The sequence below is a fragment of the Aquabacter sp. L1I39 genome (genome assembly GCF_017742835.1).
Classification (GTDB): Bacteria; Pseudomonadota; Alphaproteobacteria; order Rhizobiales; family Xanthobacteraceae; genus L1I39.
Genome location: NZ_CP072392.1, coordinates 1,304,885 through 1,321,826 on the forward strand (window position 1 = coordinate 1,304,885; position 16,942 = coordinate 1,321,826).

General features: G+C 63.8%; 11 protein-coding genes and 1 pseudogene. 9 read left to right on the top strand and 3 right to left on the bottom strand.

Going from position 1 to position 16,942, the window contains the following annotated elements:
* Positions 1-12 precede the first annotated feature (12 nt).
* The 3 genes from J5J86_RS05735 to drmD all read right to left on the bottom strand — a co-directional run bounded on the left by J5J86_RS05735 (position 13) and on the right by drmD (position 8,225).
* The gene (locus J5J86_RS05735) at positions 13-669 is read right to left on the bottom strand and encodes a hypothetical protein (RefSeq protein ID WP_209103911.1); all 657 of its coding nucleotides are present in this window, start codon (positions 667-669) and stop codon (positions 13-15) included.
* A 384-nt stretch (positions 670-1,053) separates the two neighbouring features.
* Positions 1,054-4,986 (bottom strand): Eco57I restriction-modification methylase domain-containing protein, encoded by a 3,933-nt coding sequence (locus J5J86_RS05740; protein WP_209103912.1) that lies wholly within the window; start codon positions 4,984-4,986, stop codon positions 1,054-1,056.
* 5 nt (positions 4,987-4,991) lie between these two features.
* Entirely contained in the window at positions 4,992-8,225 is a 3,234-nt protein-coding gene (drmD, locus tag J5J86_RS05745) for a DISARM system SNF2-like helicase DrmD (protein WP_247658096.1), read from the bottom strand.
* 242 nt (positions 8,226-8,467) lie between these two features.
* Here drmD and J5J86_RS05750 point away from each other — a divergent pair, with 242 nt between their 5' ends.
* From J5J86_RS05750 to J5J86_RS05790, 9 genes and pseudogenes are all read left to right on the top strand, one after another.
* Positions 8,468-9,661 carry a DUF932 domain-containing protein gene (locus J5J86_RS05750; RefSeq protein WP_209103913.1) on the top strand — a complete coding sequence of 398 codons (1,194 nt, stop codon included), beginning with the start codon at positions 8,468-8,470 and terminating at the stop codon, positions 9,659-9,661.
* A 166-nt stretch (positions 9,662-9,827) separates the two neighbouring features.
* A complete protein-coding gene (locus J5J86_RS05755) occupies positions 9,828-11,885 on the top strand; it encodes a ParB/RepB/Spo0J family partition protein (protein ID WP_209103914.1) in 2,058 nt (685 codons plus the stop codon).
* A 69-nt stretch (positions 11,886-11,954) separates the two neighbouring features.
* The gene (locus tag J5J86_RS05760) at positions 11,955-12,989 is read left to right on the top strand and encodes a DUF7146 domain-containing protein (RefSeq protein ID WP_209103915.1); all 1,035 of its coding nucleotides are present in this window, start codon (positions 11,955-11,957) and stop codon (positions 12,987-12,989) included.
* Between the two features lie 315 nt (positions 12,990-13,304).
* On the top strand, positions 13,305-14,231 hold the full coding sequence (locus J5J86_RS05765; protein ID WP_209103916.1) for a DUF2493 domain-containing protein: 927 nt from the start codon (positions 13,305-13,307) through the stop codon (positions 14,229-14,231).
* 85 nt (positions 14,232-14,316) lie between these two features.
* Positions 14,317-14,571: a FitA-like ribbon-helix-helix domain-containing protein gene (locus J5J86_RS05770; RefSeq protein WP_209103917.1), complete on the top strand. Its 255-nt coding sequence runs from the start codon at positions 14,317-14,319 to the stop codon at positions 14,569-14,571.
* A complete protein-coding gene (locus J5J86_RS05775; RefSeq protein WP_209103918.1) occupies positions 14,568-14,990 on the top strand; it encodes a type II toxin-antitoxin system VapC family toxin in 423 nt (140 codons plus the stop codon). The genes J5J86_RS05770 and J5J86_RS05775 overlap by 4 nt, the downstream gene beginning before the upstream one ends.
* A 238-nt stretch (positions 14,991-15,228) precedes the next feature.
* A complete protein-coding gene (locus J5J86_RS05780) occupies positions 15,229-15,396 on the top strand; it encodes a hypothetical protein (RefSeq protein WP_209103919.1) in 168 nt (55 codons plus the stop codon).
* Between the two features lie 114 nt (positions 15,397-15,510).
* Positions 15,511-15,963 carry a hypothetical protein gene (locus J5J86_RS05785; RefSeq protein WP_209103920.1) on the top strand — a complete coding sequence of 151 codons (453 nt, stop codon included), beginning with the start codon at positions 15,511-15,513 and terminating at the stop codon, positions 15,961-15,963.
* A 630-nt stretch (positions 15,964-16,593) separates the two neighbouring features.
* A pseudogene (locus tag J5J86_RS05790) lies at positions 16,594-16,752 on the top strand (DUF736 family protein); the annotation flags it as partial.
* Between the last annotated feature and the right edge of the window lie 190 nt (positions 16,753-16,942).

Below are 16,942 nucleotides of genomic sequence, written 5' to 3' on the forward strand. Positions count from 1 at the left end.
TTGCGGATGGCTCTACGCCGCCGTCTCGGCCTCCTGAAGCCGGGCGGTTCCTGCTTCTTCCTCGAAGTACCGGTCCCGGCCACTCAGTGACTGACAGAAAAGGTCAGCAAGCCCGCTCCCAAGTCGCCGCATGTCATCGTGATAGAGGGAAAGCTCCAGCTTCCGAGTTGAGCCGTAACGCTCCTCGAACCTGAATCGAAACCCTGCCAGGAGCGGCATGCCGGAGCGTTGGGAGACCTTGTGAATAGGCCGGATCGTACGCGCATCGCCATGAGCTACGGCGTTGCGGAGCCATTCGAAGAACGCCTCAGCACTCATGTTTTCAAAGTCAGAATTGATCCTCGCGCCGCCAGACACTTGGTCCGGCTCGCTACCGAGGACGGCGATTTGCGGATCGATTGTCGACAACCGCCATGGTTCAGCAGTGATTATGGCTCGGCCGAGTGCCTTTCGCGCCTTATGCGCCCGATTGTCGGCCTCATCCGCATCCGGCCCCAGCCCTGGCCGCCTGCCGGCAACCCATGCGCGGTTCTTGCTCCACAGCAGGACACTGCTGAAAAGCGCGAAGGTCTGTGTAACGTTGAATGTGGTCCGCGGTGGATCATCGAGCATCGCCTTCAGGCGGTTCACAATGGCCCATTCGACTTGCGCGTCAGAAATGCCACCCATGGCTGCCCCTCATTCGCCCCTCCCGTCCTCGATATCCTCATCAGCCGCCACCAGCCGGCGGCACAGTCGTTGGCGGTTTGGCTTAAACAATGTCTTGCAGTCTCTTTTGCGCTTCAAGCCGATCTTGAGGGTTCGCAATCTTAAATGCATAACCTCGACGTAGTCGCACAACGAGAACGTTGCATCCTGAGCCTAATGCCTGTGAGACGGTATCGCGGATGGCTCGCGCATCTTGGTTTGTCCGAATAATTCGAACTTGTTTGAGGGGGCGCCAGAAATTCATGGCGCCGAAGCGGAACTTTAGTGCTGCATCCACTTTGGGGTAGTCATTTGTCCGACCATAAGACGGACTGATGTCAAAAGTGACCATATAATGCCGGTTTGTCATTCGACCTCCCCTTCGTCAATCTCGTCATCATCTCCCTCATCCGCCGCCACTAGCCCGGCGGCGCGTTCTTCGGCGGCGCGGGTGGCGTTGAGGGCAAGGAGGCGGGCCAGGACTTCGTCCTTGAAGTCGGATGGCCAGTCGAGGCGGGTTTTCGGCGTCTTGCCCTCATCCGCGTCCTGTTCGATGAACTCGGGTGCGGCTCGGGTAGCCAGATCGTCCCAGCCATAGGCGCGCAGCACGGCAACATCCATCTCATGATGGAGAGTGCGCAGGCGGGCGATGTCGCCTCCGTTCTCGCCGCGCGCATGGAAGCCATTATAGGCCTTGGTCAGGCCTTCGTTACGGTGGATCATCAGTTGCGCCCGGAAGACGTGATAGGCTTCGCCTGCGGCTTCGAGGATGGGATTGGTCTCGAAATTGGTCGGGAACGGGAAGGTGCGGAAGCAGTCGGAAGGGGTGTAGCGCAGGTCGTCCTTCATAGAAGACGAAAAGAAGCGCGCCCAGAGTTCGTGAGAGCGGGACTGGAGGGCAGCGAATCCGGCAAACGCCTCTACATCGATCAGTATTGCCGTCTTTATGTAAACTGGCCCGGTCGGCACGCGGCGGAAGGCCAAATGTGGACTGATCTCGGCATGTGCCAAGCAAAACTGTCTAGCACTCAAGCGACGGTACAGTTCCGGCCTTGGCGCCTGGTAAGCCCACCACCTCTTTTTTAGAGGCTTGTTGTTGGCGTTATCCGGCAGTTTTTCGCGTTCTGGCCTGACCTTGTCGGATATCAATTTATGCAACAGTGGAAGCTTTTTCAAAGCTGCTTCATCTGAGAACTCAGAGACATTGATCACCCATTTTTCAGCATGCAACTGCGGCTGCTGATTAAGATCAACGCCACCAAACAATTCGAACACGTGAGCGAATTCCACTTCGCTCATTCGAATGTCGTCCATTGCTGAAACGGGGTTGGCCTTTGAATCCTTATCGTCGAAGACAAAACCTTGGCCGTAGATTTGTGATCCCTTCGAATAGTAGGGACTGTCAGCTAGCGCCAGCGGTGAATCATCATAGTTACCCGCAACCAGGTAAGCACTGATCCTGTCGACTATTCGATCATCGAAATAGGATTCAGCAGTGACGTGTTTTCCGAAATGTACAACAGACACGACCACGGCAGCCTCTCCTGGCCACCGAAGCCGCTTCTTAACACGGTAGATGTTTCCTCCATTCCTCAAAACCCAACGCAGGGAACTCTCGCGAGTATCCCCTTGCGCAAGGGTATTCGTCGCAACCAGTCCGCACGCACCACCATTTCTAAGGATATCGAAGGATTGTCGTACGAAAAAAGCAACGAGATCACATTGATGCTTAGATTCGGAAAATCGGCTCAATAGAAACTGGAAGTAGGACGCGCCGAATATTTGCGATGTTCTCGATCCACTTAAGAAAGGCGGATTTCCCACGATGGCGTCGAACCCGCCATTGTCGCGCGCAAACACCTCGGGGAACTCCACCTGCCAATGAAAGGGCGTGATGCCGTGTTCGCTCCCGCGCAGCGCCGCCACCGCCGCTTCGAGCAAATCCCATCGCGGCGGCATACCGGAGATATGACTTTCCACTTCCGCGCGCGCCCTCTCCCGCGCCTTGGGCTTGTCGGCGGCAAAAAAGGCAGAGATTACTGCATCGCCCATCGTGCGGATGGGCGAGACCTCCAACTCCAGATTGCGGTGTCGCGCCTCCTGAATGGCGCGCATCGTGTCATCAGGCGCGTTCTGGATTTCGGCGCGGCCCTTCATGGCCTTCGCAACGCTGTCGCGCACCAATTGCCGGAACAGCGGCAGGCCGGGTTTTGACTCGTCCCAGTTCGCCGCCGCGATCTGCGCTGTAGTGAGGCCCACAAGGCTGTCGCCGCATTTCAGCGCGTGATCTAGGAAGGTGAACTCATGGTCACGCGCCAGCGTTGCCAGCCACAGTGACAGCCGCGCCAGATCGACCGCGCGTGGGTTCTTGTCCACGCCATAGAGGCAACGCTGCGCCACCAGGCGCCGGGCGTGCAGCTCCTCATCCTCATCCGCCGGGATCTTGGGCCGTTTGTCTGGCCAGCGCGCCCAGGCAGCGACGAGCCGCTCGCCGAGCGCGCGGCAGGCCTCGACCAGAAACGCGCCCGAGCCCATGGCTGGATCGCAGACCTTCAGTTCCAGCACCTGCTCCGGCGTCGCATCGGGGCCGAGCCGCGCAAACGCCGGCTCAAGCGCATGCTTGACGATCGGTGCTGTCAAGGAGCGGGGCGTGTAGTGGCTGCCGGTGCGACGTCGCTCGTCGGTTGGCTGCAGGATCGGCGTGCCGGCCGGCGCAATGCGCTTCTTGGGCGAGCCCCGTTCATCGACGATGTTATCGAGCGCCGCCGCGAGATCCTCGACGGTTTTCGCCGCCTCGACGGACTTCGCCTGCGCCGCCGTGAGCGTCCGCCCGGCATCCTCTTTCAGAGACTTAATCCGGTCCTTGCCTTTTTTCGCCAGCAGATCATCGAGCGCCACGAAGACCGGGGTTTTGTTGTTTTTGCCCGCCTTGATGGCTAGCACGCGGGAACTGGCGGCTTCAGCCGTGAAGCCCATCACGGTTTCATAGACCGAGCCGATCTGCTCGACATCGAGCGTCCGATAGCTCAGCCGCTCCCGGTTCGCCCCGCGCAGCTTAATGGTCATCAACCCTTCGAGGATGCGCAGGAGGCAGCCATCTGAGACATGCAGGATGCGCGGTGCATCGTCCTTGGCAGAGCGGCCCTCGAGGAAGGGGAATTCGTCAGGATCAAAAAGCTTGCCGCCGCGCGCCTGGACGAAGCCGGTGCGGTGTCCCTTATGGATCATGCGGACCAAGGCGAGCAGACCGCCCCAGCCGCCGCGCCGCTCGTCCATCGTGTCCGGGTTGAGCGTCGCATCCTCGGTGAGCTTCGCGTAGAGGCCACGCACGGAATAGCTGGTCTCGTAAACCTCCCGCGCTCGGGCGCCCGGCAGCGAGGGCAAAAGATCGCGATCCTCGGCATAAAGCACGAAGACCAGGCGCATCAGAACCGTGAGAAGGCCCTCATATAGATGCTCGGGGTGCGCGGTGCAGAGCTCGCGAACTAACTCCGGTTCGGCTGCATCAAGGCCGCGGAGCAGTTCATGCAGCGCCCCGAGCACCTGTTCGGCCAGCGCCGTCGAGACAAGCGCCTGAGCGTCCCGGCTGCGCTTCAACAAGGCCGGTAAGCGCCGGTCGTCGCCATCGGAGAACAGCCGGAAGCGATCGAGCAGCAGCTTCAGCCCGCCCAGCATCGGTCGGCCGGAGACCAGCGCCATAGGCCGGATCGGGAAGCTCTGATGGCCCGAGGTTTCGCCCCGCGGGGCATAGATCAGGCGGAATTCGGGATAGGTACGGACCTGGCCGTCCTTGCGCTCCTCGCGCTCGGAAATCAGCAGCCCTGCAAAGACGCCGGTATCGCGCAGCAGCCGCTCGAAACGCTGGTGAGGCGTCGCCTCCCATCCATCGAGCGCATTGCGCCCATCGGGATCGACGCCGCGCGCTTCAACGCGCACCAGAAGCTGCCAACGGCGCTCGCCTTCGCCAAGCTCGGCGACCGCCCAGGTGGGGGCGAGCGTGGTACCGTGTTCCGGCAAGGCCACCATCATTTCATCCGGGATCGGCGGACCTCCGGGACTGCCTGCAACGTGGCGAGCCTCCCAGCCGAGCACCTTTTCGATAAAGGTCCAGGGATCGGACAAGGCGGGCGTAGCCAGATCATCGCCGACAATCTCGGCAACCTCGCCCGTCTGGATCGCCGATTGCCGGGATGGAATAAGGCCGAGTTCCTTCAGCAGCGTGGGCGCCACGACAAGCCCGACGGGTGGGACATGGTCGAGCCATTCGAGGTCCGGATCGTGATTGATGTCGACTGCCATCCTACTCACCCCGAAACCGGCCAGAGATAGACCATACCGACCGGTTCCAGGCGATGCGCCCGAACCTCGTAGGAATTGCGCAAGCGTTCCGGCTCGTCGCGCAATTCTCGTTCGAGGCGTGTCAGTCGGCCTTCCCAGTGGCGCCGGTCGGCCTCGCGCTCACGCCGCTCTTCAGGAACGAGATCGAGCGTAAGCTGGTTGGGGTCGAAGTCCCTGGCCGCCTTTGCGATGCGCGAGCGCTGCTGATCCAGCAAGTTGGACAGCGAGCGCGCTTCCTCCTCGCCGCGCTTTTTCAATTGTGCTGTCACCGAGGCCAATCGCTCAGACGCGATCTTCTCGAGAGCCGGAACCAGGTCATCAATGTCTTTCTGGATTAGCGCTTGGATGCGGGCAACCGCGATATCCGGCGCTTCGCGGGCATCGCGCAAGGCTTCCTCGAGCTGATTGAGCGTCTTCTCCTCGCCGCTTTCTCCCAATGGCCGAAGCGGTTTGCGGTCGCGCTCCGATTCCGACCAGATCGCAGTGATCGGGATGATTTCCTCGTGCAGACGGGCCGCGCCTGCGCCGAACACTGCAAGGCGCCCCATCAACACCACGCGCGGCTGCGCACCGGGCCCGTAAATGACGGACAGGCGTGACAGTTTGGACTGGAAACCCTGACTGATGAAACGCGACAGGAGCCGTCGCACCAGCCGGTGCTCCAGATGCACTTGCACCACATCAGACGCGTCGCGGCCGTCGTTCAGGATCGGCGGCTGAAAAGCGATGGAGCGGATGGGTGCATTGCGCCGCCAATCGGCAAGCCGCTCTCCCCGCTTGCGCGGCCGGATCCGTAGATCATCGAATGCATCGTCCCACCCCGCATCCTTGGTGAAGGCCGGATCGCTTGGATCGAGCGCGAAGGTTTCCACCTTGCCCGCCGACGGGCCACGCGCCCCGTCGAGGGAATAGCCGGCGCGTGATAAAGCTGCGGTCGCCACGCGTTGCAGGTCTTCGGGATCCACACCGACGCGTTCACGCGATCTTTCGAGCGCGCTTTGAAGATCAGTCTGCTCCTTCAGCAACCGCTCGTGCCGGATGCGCTCGTCATCATCCATTTCGGCGCGGGCGCGCCGCAGGCGTTCGGCGTCATTCTCTCCCAGGATCGCATGCGCAATGCTGGCCCCTTGGCCGCGCGCGATGCCTCCCTCGGCAAGCCGTTTGGCAATCCGCTCCTCGATGACTTGACCGACCGAGCCGAGTTGTTCGCGGATCGTCTCGGTCTTTCGAACAAGCGCCTCGAGGACGACGTCGGCTTCGCGCTGCTCGTATCGAAAATACCGGCAAAATACCTGCGGTGCTGGCTGAAGCTTGCGGTCAATACGCCCGTTCCGCTGCTCTAGCCGCGACGGGTTCCAAGGGAGATCGAAGTGTATGAGGTCGGAGCAATAAGTTTGAAGGTTAATGCCTTCACGTGCCGCGTCAGTGCAGATCAGAATGCGCAAGGGTTCGGCATCTGGGTCGGCGTTGAAGGCGCGCTTGACCTCTTCACGGCGATCCGACCCTGTCGCGCCGGTGAAAACGCCAATGCGGTCATCGGCACGATCGGTGCCCTCAATGGCCTCGCGGAGCCGTTTCTCAAGCCAGCGTCGCGTATCCTCATACTCGGTGAAGATGATCAGGCGCCGGCGATTCCAGTTCGAACCGGCTAGGAAATTGGCCTTGATCCAATCAGTCAGCCAACGGACGCGGGCGTCTGGCCGGGCCGCGTTTCGTGCCGCAATGGCCAGCATGGCATCGACGGCCGCAAGTTCGGCGCTTAAGTCGCTTCGGGCGGCGTCGGCGGCACCCAGCGCGGTTGCGGCTTCGGCCGTGGCATCTTCGTCGGCGTCGATGGATTTCTCGGCGCGATCATCCTCCAAGCCCAGCTCGTTGTTATCCTCGTTTGCCGGCCGCGCCACAAATGCCAACGCCGCCGCTGCAACCGAGCCGGCGGCTGCCCCGTCCACCATGCGCTGAAGGGTCGCCCGGTGGACGTTCAACGTGCGCGCGAAGGCCGCGATCGACGATAAGAGGCGCTGTTGAAGTCCCACAAAAGCGAGCTTTGCAAGGGCAGCCTTCTGGGTCGGCAAGCTAGCAATACGCCTCATTCGTAGCTCGCCGTAGGCAGCGAGCTGCCGCGCCAAGTCGAGTTCGGGAGCGACTTCGGGTAAGCCGTCAATCCGAATGGCCTCGATGATGCGTTCGGGAAACGCCTCGCCCAACCGGCGCAAGTCTGCCTTCAGGCGCCGCACCATTACCGGCTCGAGATCCTTCGGCCGCACTTCAACGCCACGAGTGAAGCGTTGAGGATCAAGCATCTCGAGCAAAGCTGAGAAGCTGTTTGAATGGCCATTGTGCGGAGTGGCGGTCAGGAACAGCCGATGCTCAAACCGTTCGCCAAGCTCGCGAACGGCCTTAGTCAACTGGCTTGATATTGCGTAACGCATCCCGGCCGCAGGAGCAGCGTGGTGTGCTTCATCAAGGATGAAGAGCGCTCTCGCTCGAAATTCGCCGAGTGCATCACGAAGGCCGGCGGCATAAACTTCGTCGGTGAGCAGGCGGTGAGAAACAATGAAGCGAGTGCCGGTCGACCACGGATTGACCGAATAGCCCCGCAACCGACGCATTTCGCCGATGCGCTCGCGATCAATGATTTCGAATGAAAGGCCGAATTTCGCTTCGAGTTCATCCTTCCACTGGATCGTCATCGCGGGTGGGGCCGCAATAACGATGAAATCGATCCGGCGGCGCAGCAGAAGCTCTCGTGCGATTAGGCCTGCTTCAACGGTCTTGCCGAGGCCAACATCATCCGAGATCAGCAGATTCACTCGCGGAAGCCGTAAGGCCTTGCGCAGCGGCAGAAGTTGGTAAGCGTCCAGCCGAATCCCTGCCCGAAACGGCGCCTGCAACAAGTCGCGATCAGCCGCGGTAGCGGATCGCCATCTTATTGCACGAAGGTAGGCGGCCAATACTTCGGCTCGGTCAGGAAGGCCGACACCGACATTCCGCCAGCCCTCCGCGTCGAGCACAGCCGCGCCGATTTCGGCGTCCCAGAGGATTTCAAGTCTCTCACCCTGAGCATCGTCGGCAATGCAGGAGAGGTTGAGCGTCTGTAGCTCGTCCAGTTCGCCGTGAACCTCCTCGACCAACCAGGGGCGGCCCCGCAGCTCGACAAAACTACCCGGTTCGATGGTCGCCTCAATTGCTCTCCGCACCACTCAACCCCCACGAGCGCGACATTGGCGCTACAGCCAGTGTGTCACCAGAGGCGGGACATCAGCACTATCGTAAAGCATGCCCCCGTAGTCCCCCGCAACGCCACCAAATGATTCGCTCCAGTCCCTAAACGCGCCCCTCTTACATGGAGGCGGCACCTAGAGTGAGAGGCCGGATCGGATTTCCGTGACGGGTTGAGGGCTGGGAGAGAGTCTTCCGGCGCCCGTCATGGAGGGTGATCCCCATGAACATGCAGGTTCTGGATGCCGGTCGCGACGCCAGTGGCGGCTACAAGGTGGATGTCACGCGCGGCGAGCGGGTCGGGCGCGTGTCGTCGGAATGGTTCTCCCGGCCGGATGATGAGCGGTTTCTGTCGCTGGGCGAGCTGGCCGCGATGGTGCGGGGCCGGGCCGATCACAGCCGGTCGCGCCTGGTGGAGACGTCCCGCATCCATGTGGAGGCAAGCCGCTCCAATGCCGAGCGGCTTGCGCTGGTCCTACCCGGCGCGGATGCGCCCGTCGAGCCGAACCATTGGTCCTTCGGCCAGCTCGCAGCCCAGATCGGAGCGCCGGCCGCCTATCTGCGCCAGCTTCCCGCCGCGCTGGCCGGCATCAATCTACAATATGGGCTGACCGCGCACCGCGCCGAGCAGATCAAGACCTATGAGACCGCCAAGGATCGCGTGGAGTTGCGCGCGGTGACGGGGCCGGACTATGGCCGGATCCATGATCATGAGCTGGTCGAGGCGGTGCAGCGCATTGCCGGCAACGGCACCGGCGACACGCGCTGGAAGGTGCCGGGCGTGCTCGACTGGTCGACGGGCGTCTACAATCCACGTGTCGACATCACCAGGGATACGACGACGCTTTATGCGTCCGACCGCGACGTCTTCCTGTTTCTGGTCGACGATCTGAACCCGATCGAAGCCGGGCGTTTGCCCGACGGCGCGCCGGACGTTTATTTCCGGGGCTTCTATTGCTGGAACTCGGAGGTGGGTGCCAAGACGCTCGGCATCGCGAGTTTCTATCTGCGTGCCGTGTGCCAGAACCGCAATCTCTGGGGCGTCGAGGACTTCCAGGAGATCACCATCCGCCACTCCAAATACGCTGCCTCCCGCTTTGCGCACGAGGCAGCGCCGGCACTCACCCGCTTCGCCAATTCTTCGCCCATGCCCTTCGTCAACGGCATCAAGGCCGCACAGCAGAAGATCGTCGCGCGCACCGACGAGGATCGCAGCGACTTCCTGCGCAACCGGGGTTTCTCCAAGGCGGAGACGTCCAAGATCATCGACACGGTGCTGGCCGAAGAAGGGCGCAAGCCCCAGAGCATCTTCGACTTCGTGCAGGGCATCACTGCGGTCGCACGCGACAAGCCGCACCAGGATGCAAGGCTCGACCTTGAGGGCCGGGCCAAGAAGCTGCTCGATCGGGCCGCCTGATTTCCGGAAAGCCGGGGATACGGATATCCGTGTCTCCGGCTTTCCGCTCTTCCGCATCCACGGTTCTGCGGCGCTGCCTTCCAGAGTGAGAGGGCGGCGCTGCGCTTCGTGACGGGTTGGAGGCTGAGAGAGAGGCTCCCGGCCGCCCGTCGCGGAGGTGCTTTCCATGGCAACCTATGTTCAGAAGATCACGCTCTCGCCCTCGCGTGACATCCCCTTCAACAAGCTCCTGCTCAGCCAGTCGAACGTCCGGCGCATCAAGGCCGGGGTCTCGATCGAGGAACTGGCCGAGGACATCGCCCGCCGTGGCCTGCTGCAGGGCCTCAGCGTTCGCCCCGTCGTCGATGGCGCCGGCGTGGAGACCGGCATGTTCGAGATCCCGGCCGGCGGACGGCGCTATCGGGCGCTGGAGCTGCTGGTGAAGCAGAAGCGCCTCGCCAAGACCGCGCCGGTGCCTTGCGTCATCCGGGAGGGCGGCATCGCCGAGGAGGATTCGCTCGCCGAGAATGTCCAGCGCGCGCCGCTGCATCCGCTCGACCAGTTCCGCGCCTTTCTGGCACTGCGCGAGAAAGGCCTGTCCGAGGAGGAGATCGCCGCCGCCTTCTTCGTCTCCGTTGGCGTGGTCAAGCAGCGCCTCAAGCTCGCCTCGGTCTCGCCGGTGTTGTTGGAGGTCTATGCCGAGGACGGCATGACGCTTGACCAACTCATGGCCTTCACCGTCTCCGGCGACCATGCACGCCAGGAACAGGTCTTCGAGCGGCTGAAGACCTCCTATGACAAGCAGCCCTATGCCATCCGCCGCATGCTGACCGAAGGTGCGGTTCGCGCCTGCGACAAGCGCGCCCAGTTCATCGGCCTTGAGGCCTATGTCGAGGCCGGCGGCACCATTCTGCGGGACCTGTTCCAGGGCGATGATGGCGGCTGGCTGCAGGATGTCGCGCTGGTCGACCGACTGGTGACCGAGAAGCTCAAGGCCGAGGCCGACGCTGTTGCCGCCGAGGGGTGGAAATGGGTCGAGATGGCCCCTGACTTCGCCTATGGCCACACCTACGGCCTGCGCCAGCTGCGTGGTGAGACCATCCCGCTCAGCGCTGAAGAGGAGGCCAGCCGCGACGCCCTGCAGACGGAATATGATCGGCTGTCCACGGAATACGCCGAGGCGGATGATCTACCGGAGGAGGTCGACGCGCGGCTCGGTGAGATCGAGACGGCGATCGAAGCCTTCGAGGCGCGTCCGATCACCTTCGATCCGCTGGATATGGCGCGCGCGGGCGCGTTCGTCAGCATTGGCCATGATGGCGCATTGCGCATTGAGCGCGGCTATGTCCGACCCGAGGACGAACTGCCGGTGGAGCCCGAAGCCGCCGCGGAAGACGCCGGCCCGCATCACATCGCGGCGGCGGTCATGCGTACCGGCGAGGCCGTCACGGCAGACGCGCCCGAGCCCGAGGAGGACGAAGGGCTGTCTGCGCTCTCGGACCGGCTGATGACCGAGCTGACCGCACACCGTACGCTCGGCCTGCGCCAGGCGCTGGGCGAACGGCCGGACGTCGCCTTCCTCGCCGCCCTGCATGCCCTGACCCTGAAGAGCTTCTACCACTACGGCTCGGACAGTTGCCTTGAGCTCGGCCTGAAGAGCATCGCCTTCAGCGCGCAGGCGCCGGGGCTGAACGACAGCGCCTCGGCCGCGGCGATCCACGCCCGGCATGAAGGCTGGGCGAAGGTCCTGCCCAAGGACTCGGCTGATCTCTGGCAGGCTCTGCACGACTGGGACAGCGACAGCCGCTCCGGCCTGTTCGCCCATGTGGTGAGCCTGTCGGTGAACGCCGTCCATGAAGCCTGGAACCGGCGCCCCCGCGCGCTCCACCATGCCGATCAGCTCGCACGTGCCGTCGACCTCGACATGGCGGCAGCCGGGTGGAGGCCGACCTTGGATAATTTCCTCAGCCGGGTCACCAAGGCCCGCATTCTGCAGGCGGTGAGCGAGGCGAAGGGGCCGCGCGCAGCGGAGCGCATCGCGCACCTGAAGAAGGGCGACATGGCCCGCGAGGCCGAAGCGCTGCTCACTGAGACCGGCTGGCTGCCGGAACCGCTGCGCGGAGCCGAACCAGCGGCCGGCGAAGAAACGGCGGCGCAGGACGGCAAAACGGTCATGGGCGAAGACGAGAGTCTTGAGGATACTGAAGACACCACGGACATCCCCCCTGCCGTGGCGGCGGAGTAACCCTCAACACGATCCTGAACCTCGGCCCGCCGGCTCCGTCGGCGGGCCTTTGTTTTTGAAAAGCTCGCCATGTCCGGGATTGCTCAACATCTGTCACGCCGGCTCGCCGATCGGGCGGAGGCGGTCTGCCGTCACTATCTCTCCAATGGGCGTCGGGAAGGCCGCTACTGGCTCGTCGGCGATATCAGAAACACGCCCGGTCGCTCGCTCTTTGTCCGGCTCCAGGCATCTGCGAAGGGCCCGGCGGGCAAATGGACCGATGCCGCCACCGGCGAACATGGCGATCTCCTGGACCTCATCCGCGGATCGTTGGGGCTCCTCGACTTCGCTGACGTTGCCGAGGAAGCGCGGATATTCCTCAGCCTGCCGCATCCCGAACCGGAGCCCACATCACCACCTCGCAGTGTCCTGTCGGCTCCATCGGGGTCGGTTGAAGCGGCACGGCGGCTATTCGCCATGTCGCAGCCCATCGCCGGGACCCTCGCAGAGACGTATTTGCGCCGACGCGGCATTACGCTTTTGCACGGAACCGGAAACCTGCGCTTCCATCCGTGCTGCTACTACAAGCCTGACGACGGCCCGACCGAGACCTGGCCCGCGATGATCGCCGCCGTCACGGATCTCTCCGGCAGGATCACCGGCGTACACCGCACCTGGCTTGCGCCCGACGGCTCGGATAAGGCTCCGGTCACTACACCGCGCAAGGCGATGGGTGATCTGCTTGGGTCTGCCGTCCGCATCGGCGTGCCCTGTAGCGTGATGGCAGCGGGCGAAGGCATTGAGACCATGCTGTCGCTCCGGCAGATCCTGCCGAGCATGGCGTTGGCGCCGGCGCTCTCGGCTGCGCATCTGGCCGCCATCCTGTTCCCGCCTACCTTGAGGCGGCTCTATATTGTCCGCGACAAGGATCCGGCCGGTGACGCCGCGCGGGACACGCTGCTTGAACGGGCGAACGCCGAGGGGATCGAGGCCATTCCATTGTCGCCAGCGCTCGGGGACTTCAACGAGGATCTGCAGCGGCTCGGTATCCATGCCCTTCGGACGGGTGTTCGGGTGCAACTCGCCCCAGAGGACGTGGCGCGCTTCATGAACCTGGCCCCATAGCCGGAGCGGGCTGAACCGCGATCCGTGGCTGCCACACCCGCAAGGATGCGTCAGTCACGGCAAAAGGACCGCGCCTTGCGCCTTCGAGAGGGCGATCGGCCGTCAGCCGGGCCGGATCGGCAATGGCTGCCGCCGACGATTTTCCGGCGCGGCCTTCGGGCCGCTTTCCATCGCGAAGCAAAATCGCCGGCTTGTCGCCATCCTCCGCTACGCTTCGGCCCTCTCGCTTCGCTCCGGGTGCAGGTCCGTCCCGCCCGACGGCTTCGTCGCCATGAAGGCCGCCACGGCAAGCGGTCCAAGCCGATGGAGCATCCCATGAGCGTGCATGACGACCACGAGCCGCACCACGTCTCATCCCCGACCGAGCACCTGATCCAGGAATTGCAGCTCCACGGTTACCGTCCTTCAGAGGACGAGCGCGACCAGCGCCCGCCACCGGAGGAGCGCCTCATCGAAGGCGCCACCGCCGACATCTTCGACGCCCTCGTCGCCACGATCACCGACACCAGCCTCGATCCCGACCTCCCCGATCTCCTCTGGTCGACCGTCAACATGTTCCACCGCGCCGTGGACCGGATCCAACAGAAGCTCGACGACAACGAGCAGGCCCAGAAGCAGCTTCAGCGTGAACAGGACGGCTCGGAGGTGAAGTCACTGGAGCTCGAGCGCCTGATCGACATCGGCATGAACCTAATCGACCGGCGCGACGGCATGGAAACCTTCCGCGAGGCCGCCGCCGACCGCTACCGCATCGCCATAGGCTCGCCCTGGACGCCACGGGCCGGATCACGGGTCAACCATCGCCACCTCACTGCAGCACTGATCGATAGCCGGGATTTCCTCGCGGCCAGAAGGCGTGCCGATACTGAGGTGCTTGTGCCCGCCGGGCCGAAGATCGCCTTCTCGGGCGGCGACACCGCTGATCACAGGCAGATCTGGGCTAAGCTCGATCAGATCCACGCGAAGCACCCGGACATGGTGCTGCTGCATGGCGGCTCGCCCAAAGGCGCGGAGAAGATCGCGTCCCTCTGGGCCGACAGTCGCAAGGTGCCGCAGGTGGCCTTCAAGCCCGACTGGACGAAGCACGCCAAGGCCGCGCCTTTCAAGCGCAACGACCAGATGCTGAACATCGTGCCGATCGGCGTCGTGATCTTTCCCGGCACCGGCATTCAGGACAATCTGGCCGACAAAGCCCGCAAGATGGGCATCCCGGTCTATCGCCTCAGTTCCGGCGGTGCATAAGCGCCGCCGGAACCCTGCATCTTGAATGTGATGGCAAGTTCTCTATTTTGCTATCAACGCTATCAGCCTTACTGGAGGCGCTATCATGCCCGCAGTGACGATCCGCAACCTCTCCGCGGCGACGCACCGTGCCCTCAAGGTGCGCGCGGCACAGCATGGCCGCAGCACCGAAGCCGAGATGCGCGACATTCTTGAGAGCGCCGTTCGCCCTGACACGCGCCTCCGGCTCGGCACGGCGCTCGCGGAGCGCAGCCGCCGGCTCGGCCTGACCAATGAGGACGTCGACGCCCTCAGCCCGGCGCGCGACAGGACGCCCGCCGAGCCCATGAGCTTCGAATGATCCTTCTCGACACCAATGTCATCTCGGAGGCGATGAAGCCCACGCCCGATGACACCGTCCGGGCGTGGCTCGACGAGCAGGCGGCCGAGACGCTCTATCTCTCCAGCGTCACCATCGCCGAACTACTGTATGGCATCGGTGCGCTGCCCGCGGGCAAGCGCAAAGACCGGCTCACCGAAGCCCTGGACGGGGTGATGGAGCTGTTCGCCGACCGTGTCCTGCCGTTCGATATCGCTGCCGCACGACACTATGCCGAGCTCGCCGTGAAAGCGCGCACGGCCGGGAAGGGCTTTCCGACGCCCGACGGCTATATCGCCGCAATCGCAGCCTCCCGGGGCTTCCCTGTGGCCACGCGCGATACCAGCGCCTTCCATGCCGCCGGTTTAGCGGTCATCAATCCGTGGAACGCGGAACGCTGACGACCTGCATGAGCGGCAACCCGCCATCAAGGTCTCCTGACCGGACGACCACCCCCGCTTCACGACGCTGATCCTTGGGTCCAGCCGATGGCCTGACGCCATCAACCCATGAAGGGTCGACTACGCTGCGCGTGCCGCCGCTCTGGCTGCGCCTCACGCGGTGATTGCGGCCACCGGCCGGCCCTTTCGGGCGCCTGTCAGCGGGGGATGGACCTCCGCTCGCGCAGGAGCCAGGTCGATGTCCGCCCAGATCGCTCACGCCTTCGCCTTCAGCCTCGCCACCACCCTGATGGCCACCGTCGTCATCTTCCGCGCCGGCGACGGCACGCTCTCCGTCGCCCCGGCTGCAGAATATGACGGCGACGAAGCCGCCATCGTCCGAGAAATCGACCCCTTCGGCACCTGAGAGGCGAACAGGCGGCGATGAATGGTGGCCGCCGCCTGCTCATCGGGCGAGTGCGTCGGAGGCGGTGGCGGTGGCGGTGGCGGCACATTCCTCCGATCTTATGGGGCCACCACCATGATCTTCATCGGCATTCTCCTCAGCATGGGGACAATCGCATTCCTCTGCTGGCTGCTCTTCACGCTGGCGGTATTCGCGTTGGCGGTATTCGCGTTACCGCTGTTTGCGGGCATCACGGCGGGCACATGGGCCGATGACACCGGTGCCGGATGGCTCGGCGTTGTTGTCGGCCTTGCCGCCGCTGGCCTGACTTACGCCCTCGGCCAGTTCCTGTTCGCGATCGTCCGCCCGATCTGGGCGCGTCTGCTCATCGCTGCCGTGTTCGTCGTCCCGGCCGTGGCCGCAGGCTTCCACGCCACCCATGGCATCGTGAAGCACACCATGCCATCCCAGACGTGGCAGATGGTGTTTTCGATACTCGGAGCCGCCGTCGTTGGCATTGTCGCCTTCGTTCGCATAACCGAAAGGAAGGCGTTCGTCCCTTCTGACGGGCACAGCTCCCCTCTCTGACACCGCCATATCCGTTCGGCGCCCCGGACAGCGAGTGACATAGCGTCCGCGTCAACCGGTCGGGCCGGGAGGGAGCGGAGATCCGGCGCGTCAGCTTCGACCTCCGATGCGGCAAGATTGGTGCGCGTGGAGGACGGCGGCCGCGTCGCAGCCGAAAGACCCCTAGGGGCAGAGCATTTGTGACGTTGGAGGGACGGGGAATGCGCAGCTTGGCCAAGCTCAGGGTATCGTCCGCCGATGCTGGCTGGTCGGGTCTCAATATCCGGCGCGAGGCCAAACCGTCTCCCTCATCCATCCGCCCGTGCCCGCTCCAAACGGCCTCTTCAATGGCCTGATCTGGCCGAAGGACGGCTGCGCCTCGAGCGCCTATGCCACAACGGCTGGGCCCGACTTTCTTCCCCTGCCGACGCCCACCCCGCGCGCTGCGCGGGACCCCGGATCGCCGTCATTCCTCGCGCAGCAACAAAGTCGCGCCTGCGCCGTCCTCCGCTGTGCTGCGGTCGCAATCCTCACCCCATCGCGCCACCGCGACGGGGACCCCGAGGCGATGTGGCGTCGCTCGCCTTCGGCCTCCCGATCGCCATCGAGGCCGCAATGGTGCGGGCTCAGAAGACAGGACGGAGACGGAACATGGCCACCATCGGCACCTTCAAGAAGACCGGCACCAACGAGTTCACCGGCGACATCGTCACCCTCGGCGTGCAGGCCCGGGGCGTGCGCATCATCCCCGACACCCGCGCCGCCGGCGAAAACGCCCCGAGCCACCGAGTCCTGGTCGGCCGCGCCGATTATGCGGAGAGCGGGATTATGCAGAGCGCCGGCCTGTAAGGTCTGTGTTGCCGCTGGTTTCGGCGGGGGTTCTGCTCCGCATAATTGCGGGCTGGAAGGCGGGCGCCCCGCGGGAAGCGGAGCGCCCTTGGCCGCTCATCGCGACCAGATGAGCTTGTGCTCGCCCTTGTCGCCCTGGACCAGGGAGGCG

Coding starts and splice junctions, on each gene's coding strand:
- J5J86_RS05785 (WP_209103920.1), top strand. CDS start 15,511: ATGATCTTCATCGGCATTCTCCTCAGCATGGGGACAATCGCATTCCTC.
- J5J86_RS05765 (WP_209103916.1), top strand. CDS start 13,305: ATGAGCGTGCATGACGACCACGAGCCGCACCACGTCTCATCCCCGACC.
- J5J86_RS05755 (WP_209103914.1), top strand. CDS start 9,828: ATGGCAACCTATGTTCAGAAGATCACGCTCTCGCCCTCGCGTGACATC.
- J5J86_RS05740 (WP_209103912.1), bottom strand. CDS start 4,986: ATGGCAGTCGACATCAATCACGATCCGGACCTCGAATGGCTCGACCAT.
- J5J86_RS05780 (WP_209103919.1), top strand. CDS start 15,229: ATGTCCGCCCAGATCGCTCACGCCTTCGCCTTCAGCCTCGCCACCACC.
- J5J86_RS05775 (WP_209103918.1), top strand. CDS start 14,568: ATGATCCTTCTCGACACCAATGTCATCTCGGAGGCGATGAAGCCCACG.
- J5J86_RS05770 (WP_209103917.1), top strand. CDS start 14,317: ATGCCCGCAGTGACGATCCGCAACCTCTCCGCGGCGACGCACCGTGCC.
- J5J86_RS05750 (WP_209103913.1), top strand. CDS start 8,468: ATGAACATGCAGGTTCTGGATGCCGGTCGCGACGCCAGTGGCGGCTAC.
- J5J86_RS05760 (WP_209103915.1), top strand. CDS start 11,955: ATGTCCGGGATTGCTCAACATCTGTCACGCCGGCTCGCCGATCGGGCG.
- J5J86_RS05735 (WP_209103911.1), bottom strand. CDS start 669: ATGGGTGGCATTTCTGACGCGCAAGTCGAATGGGCCATTGTGAACCGC.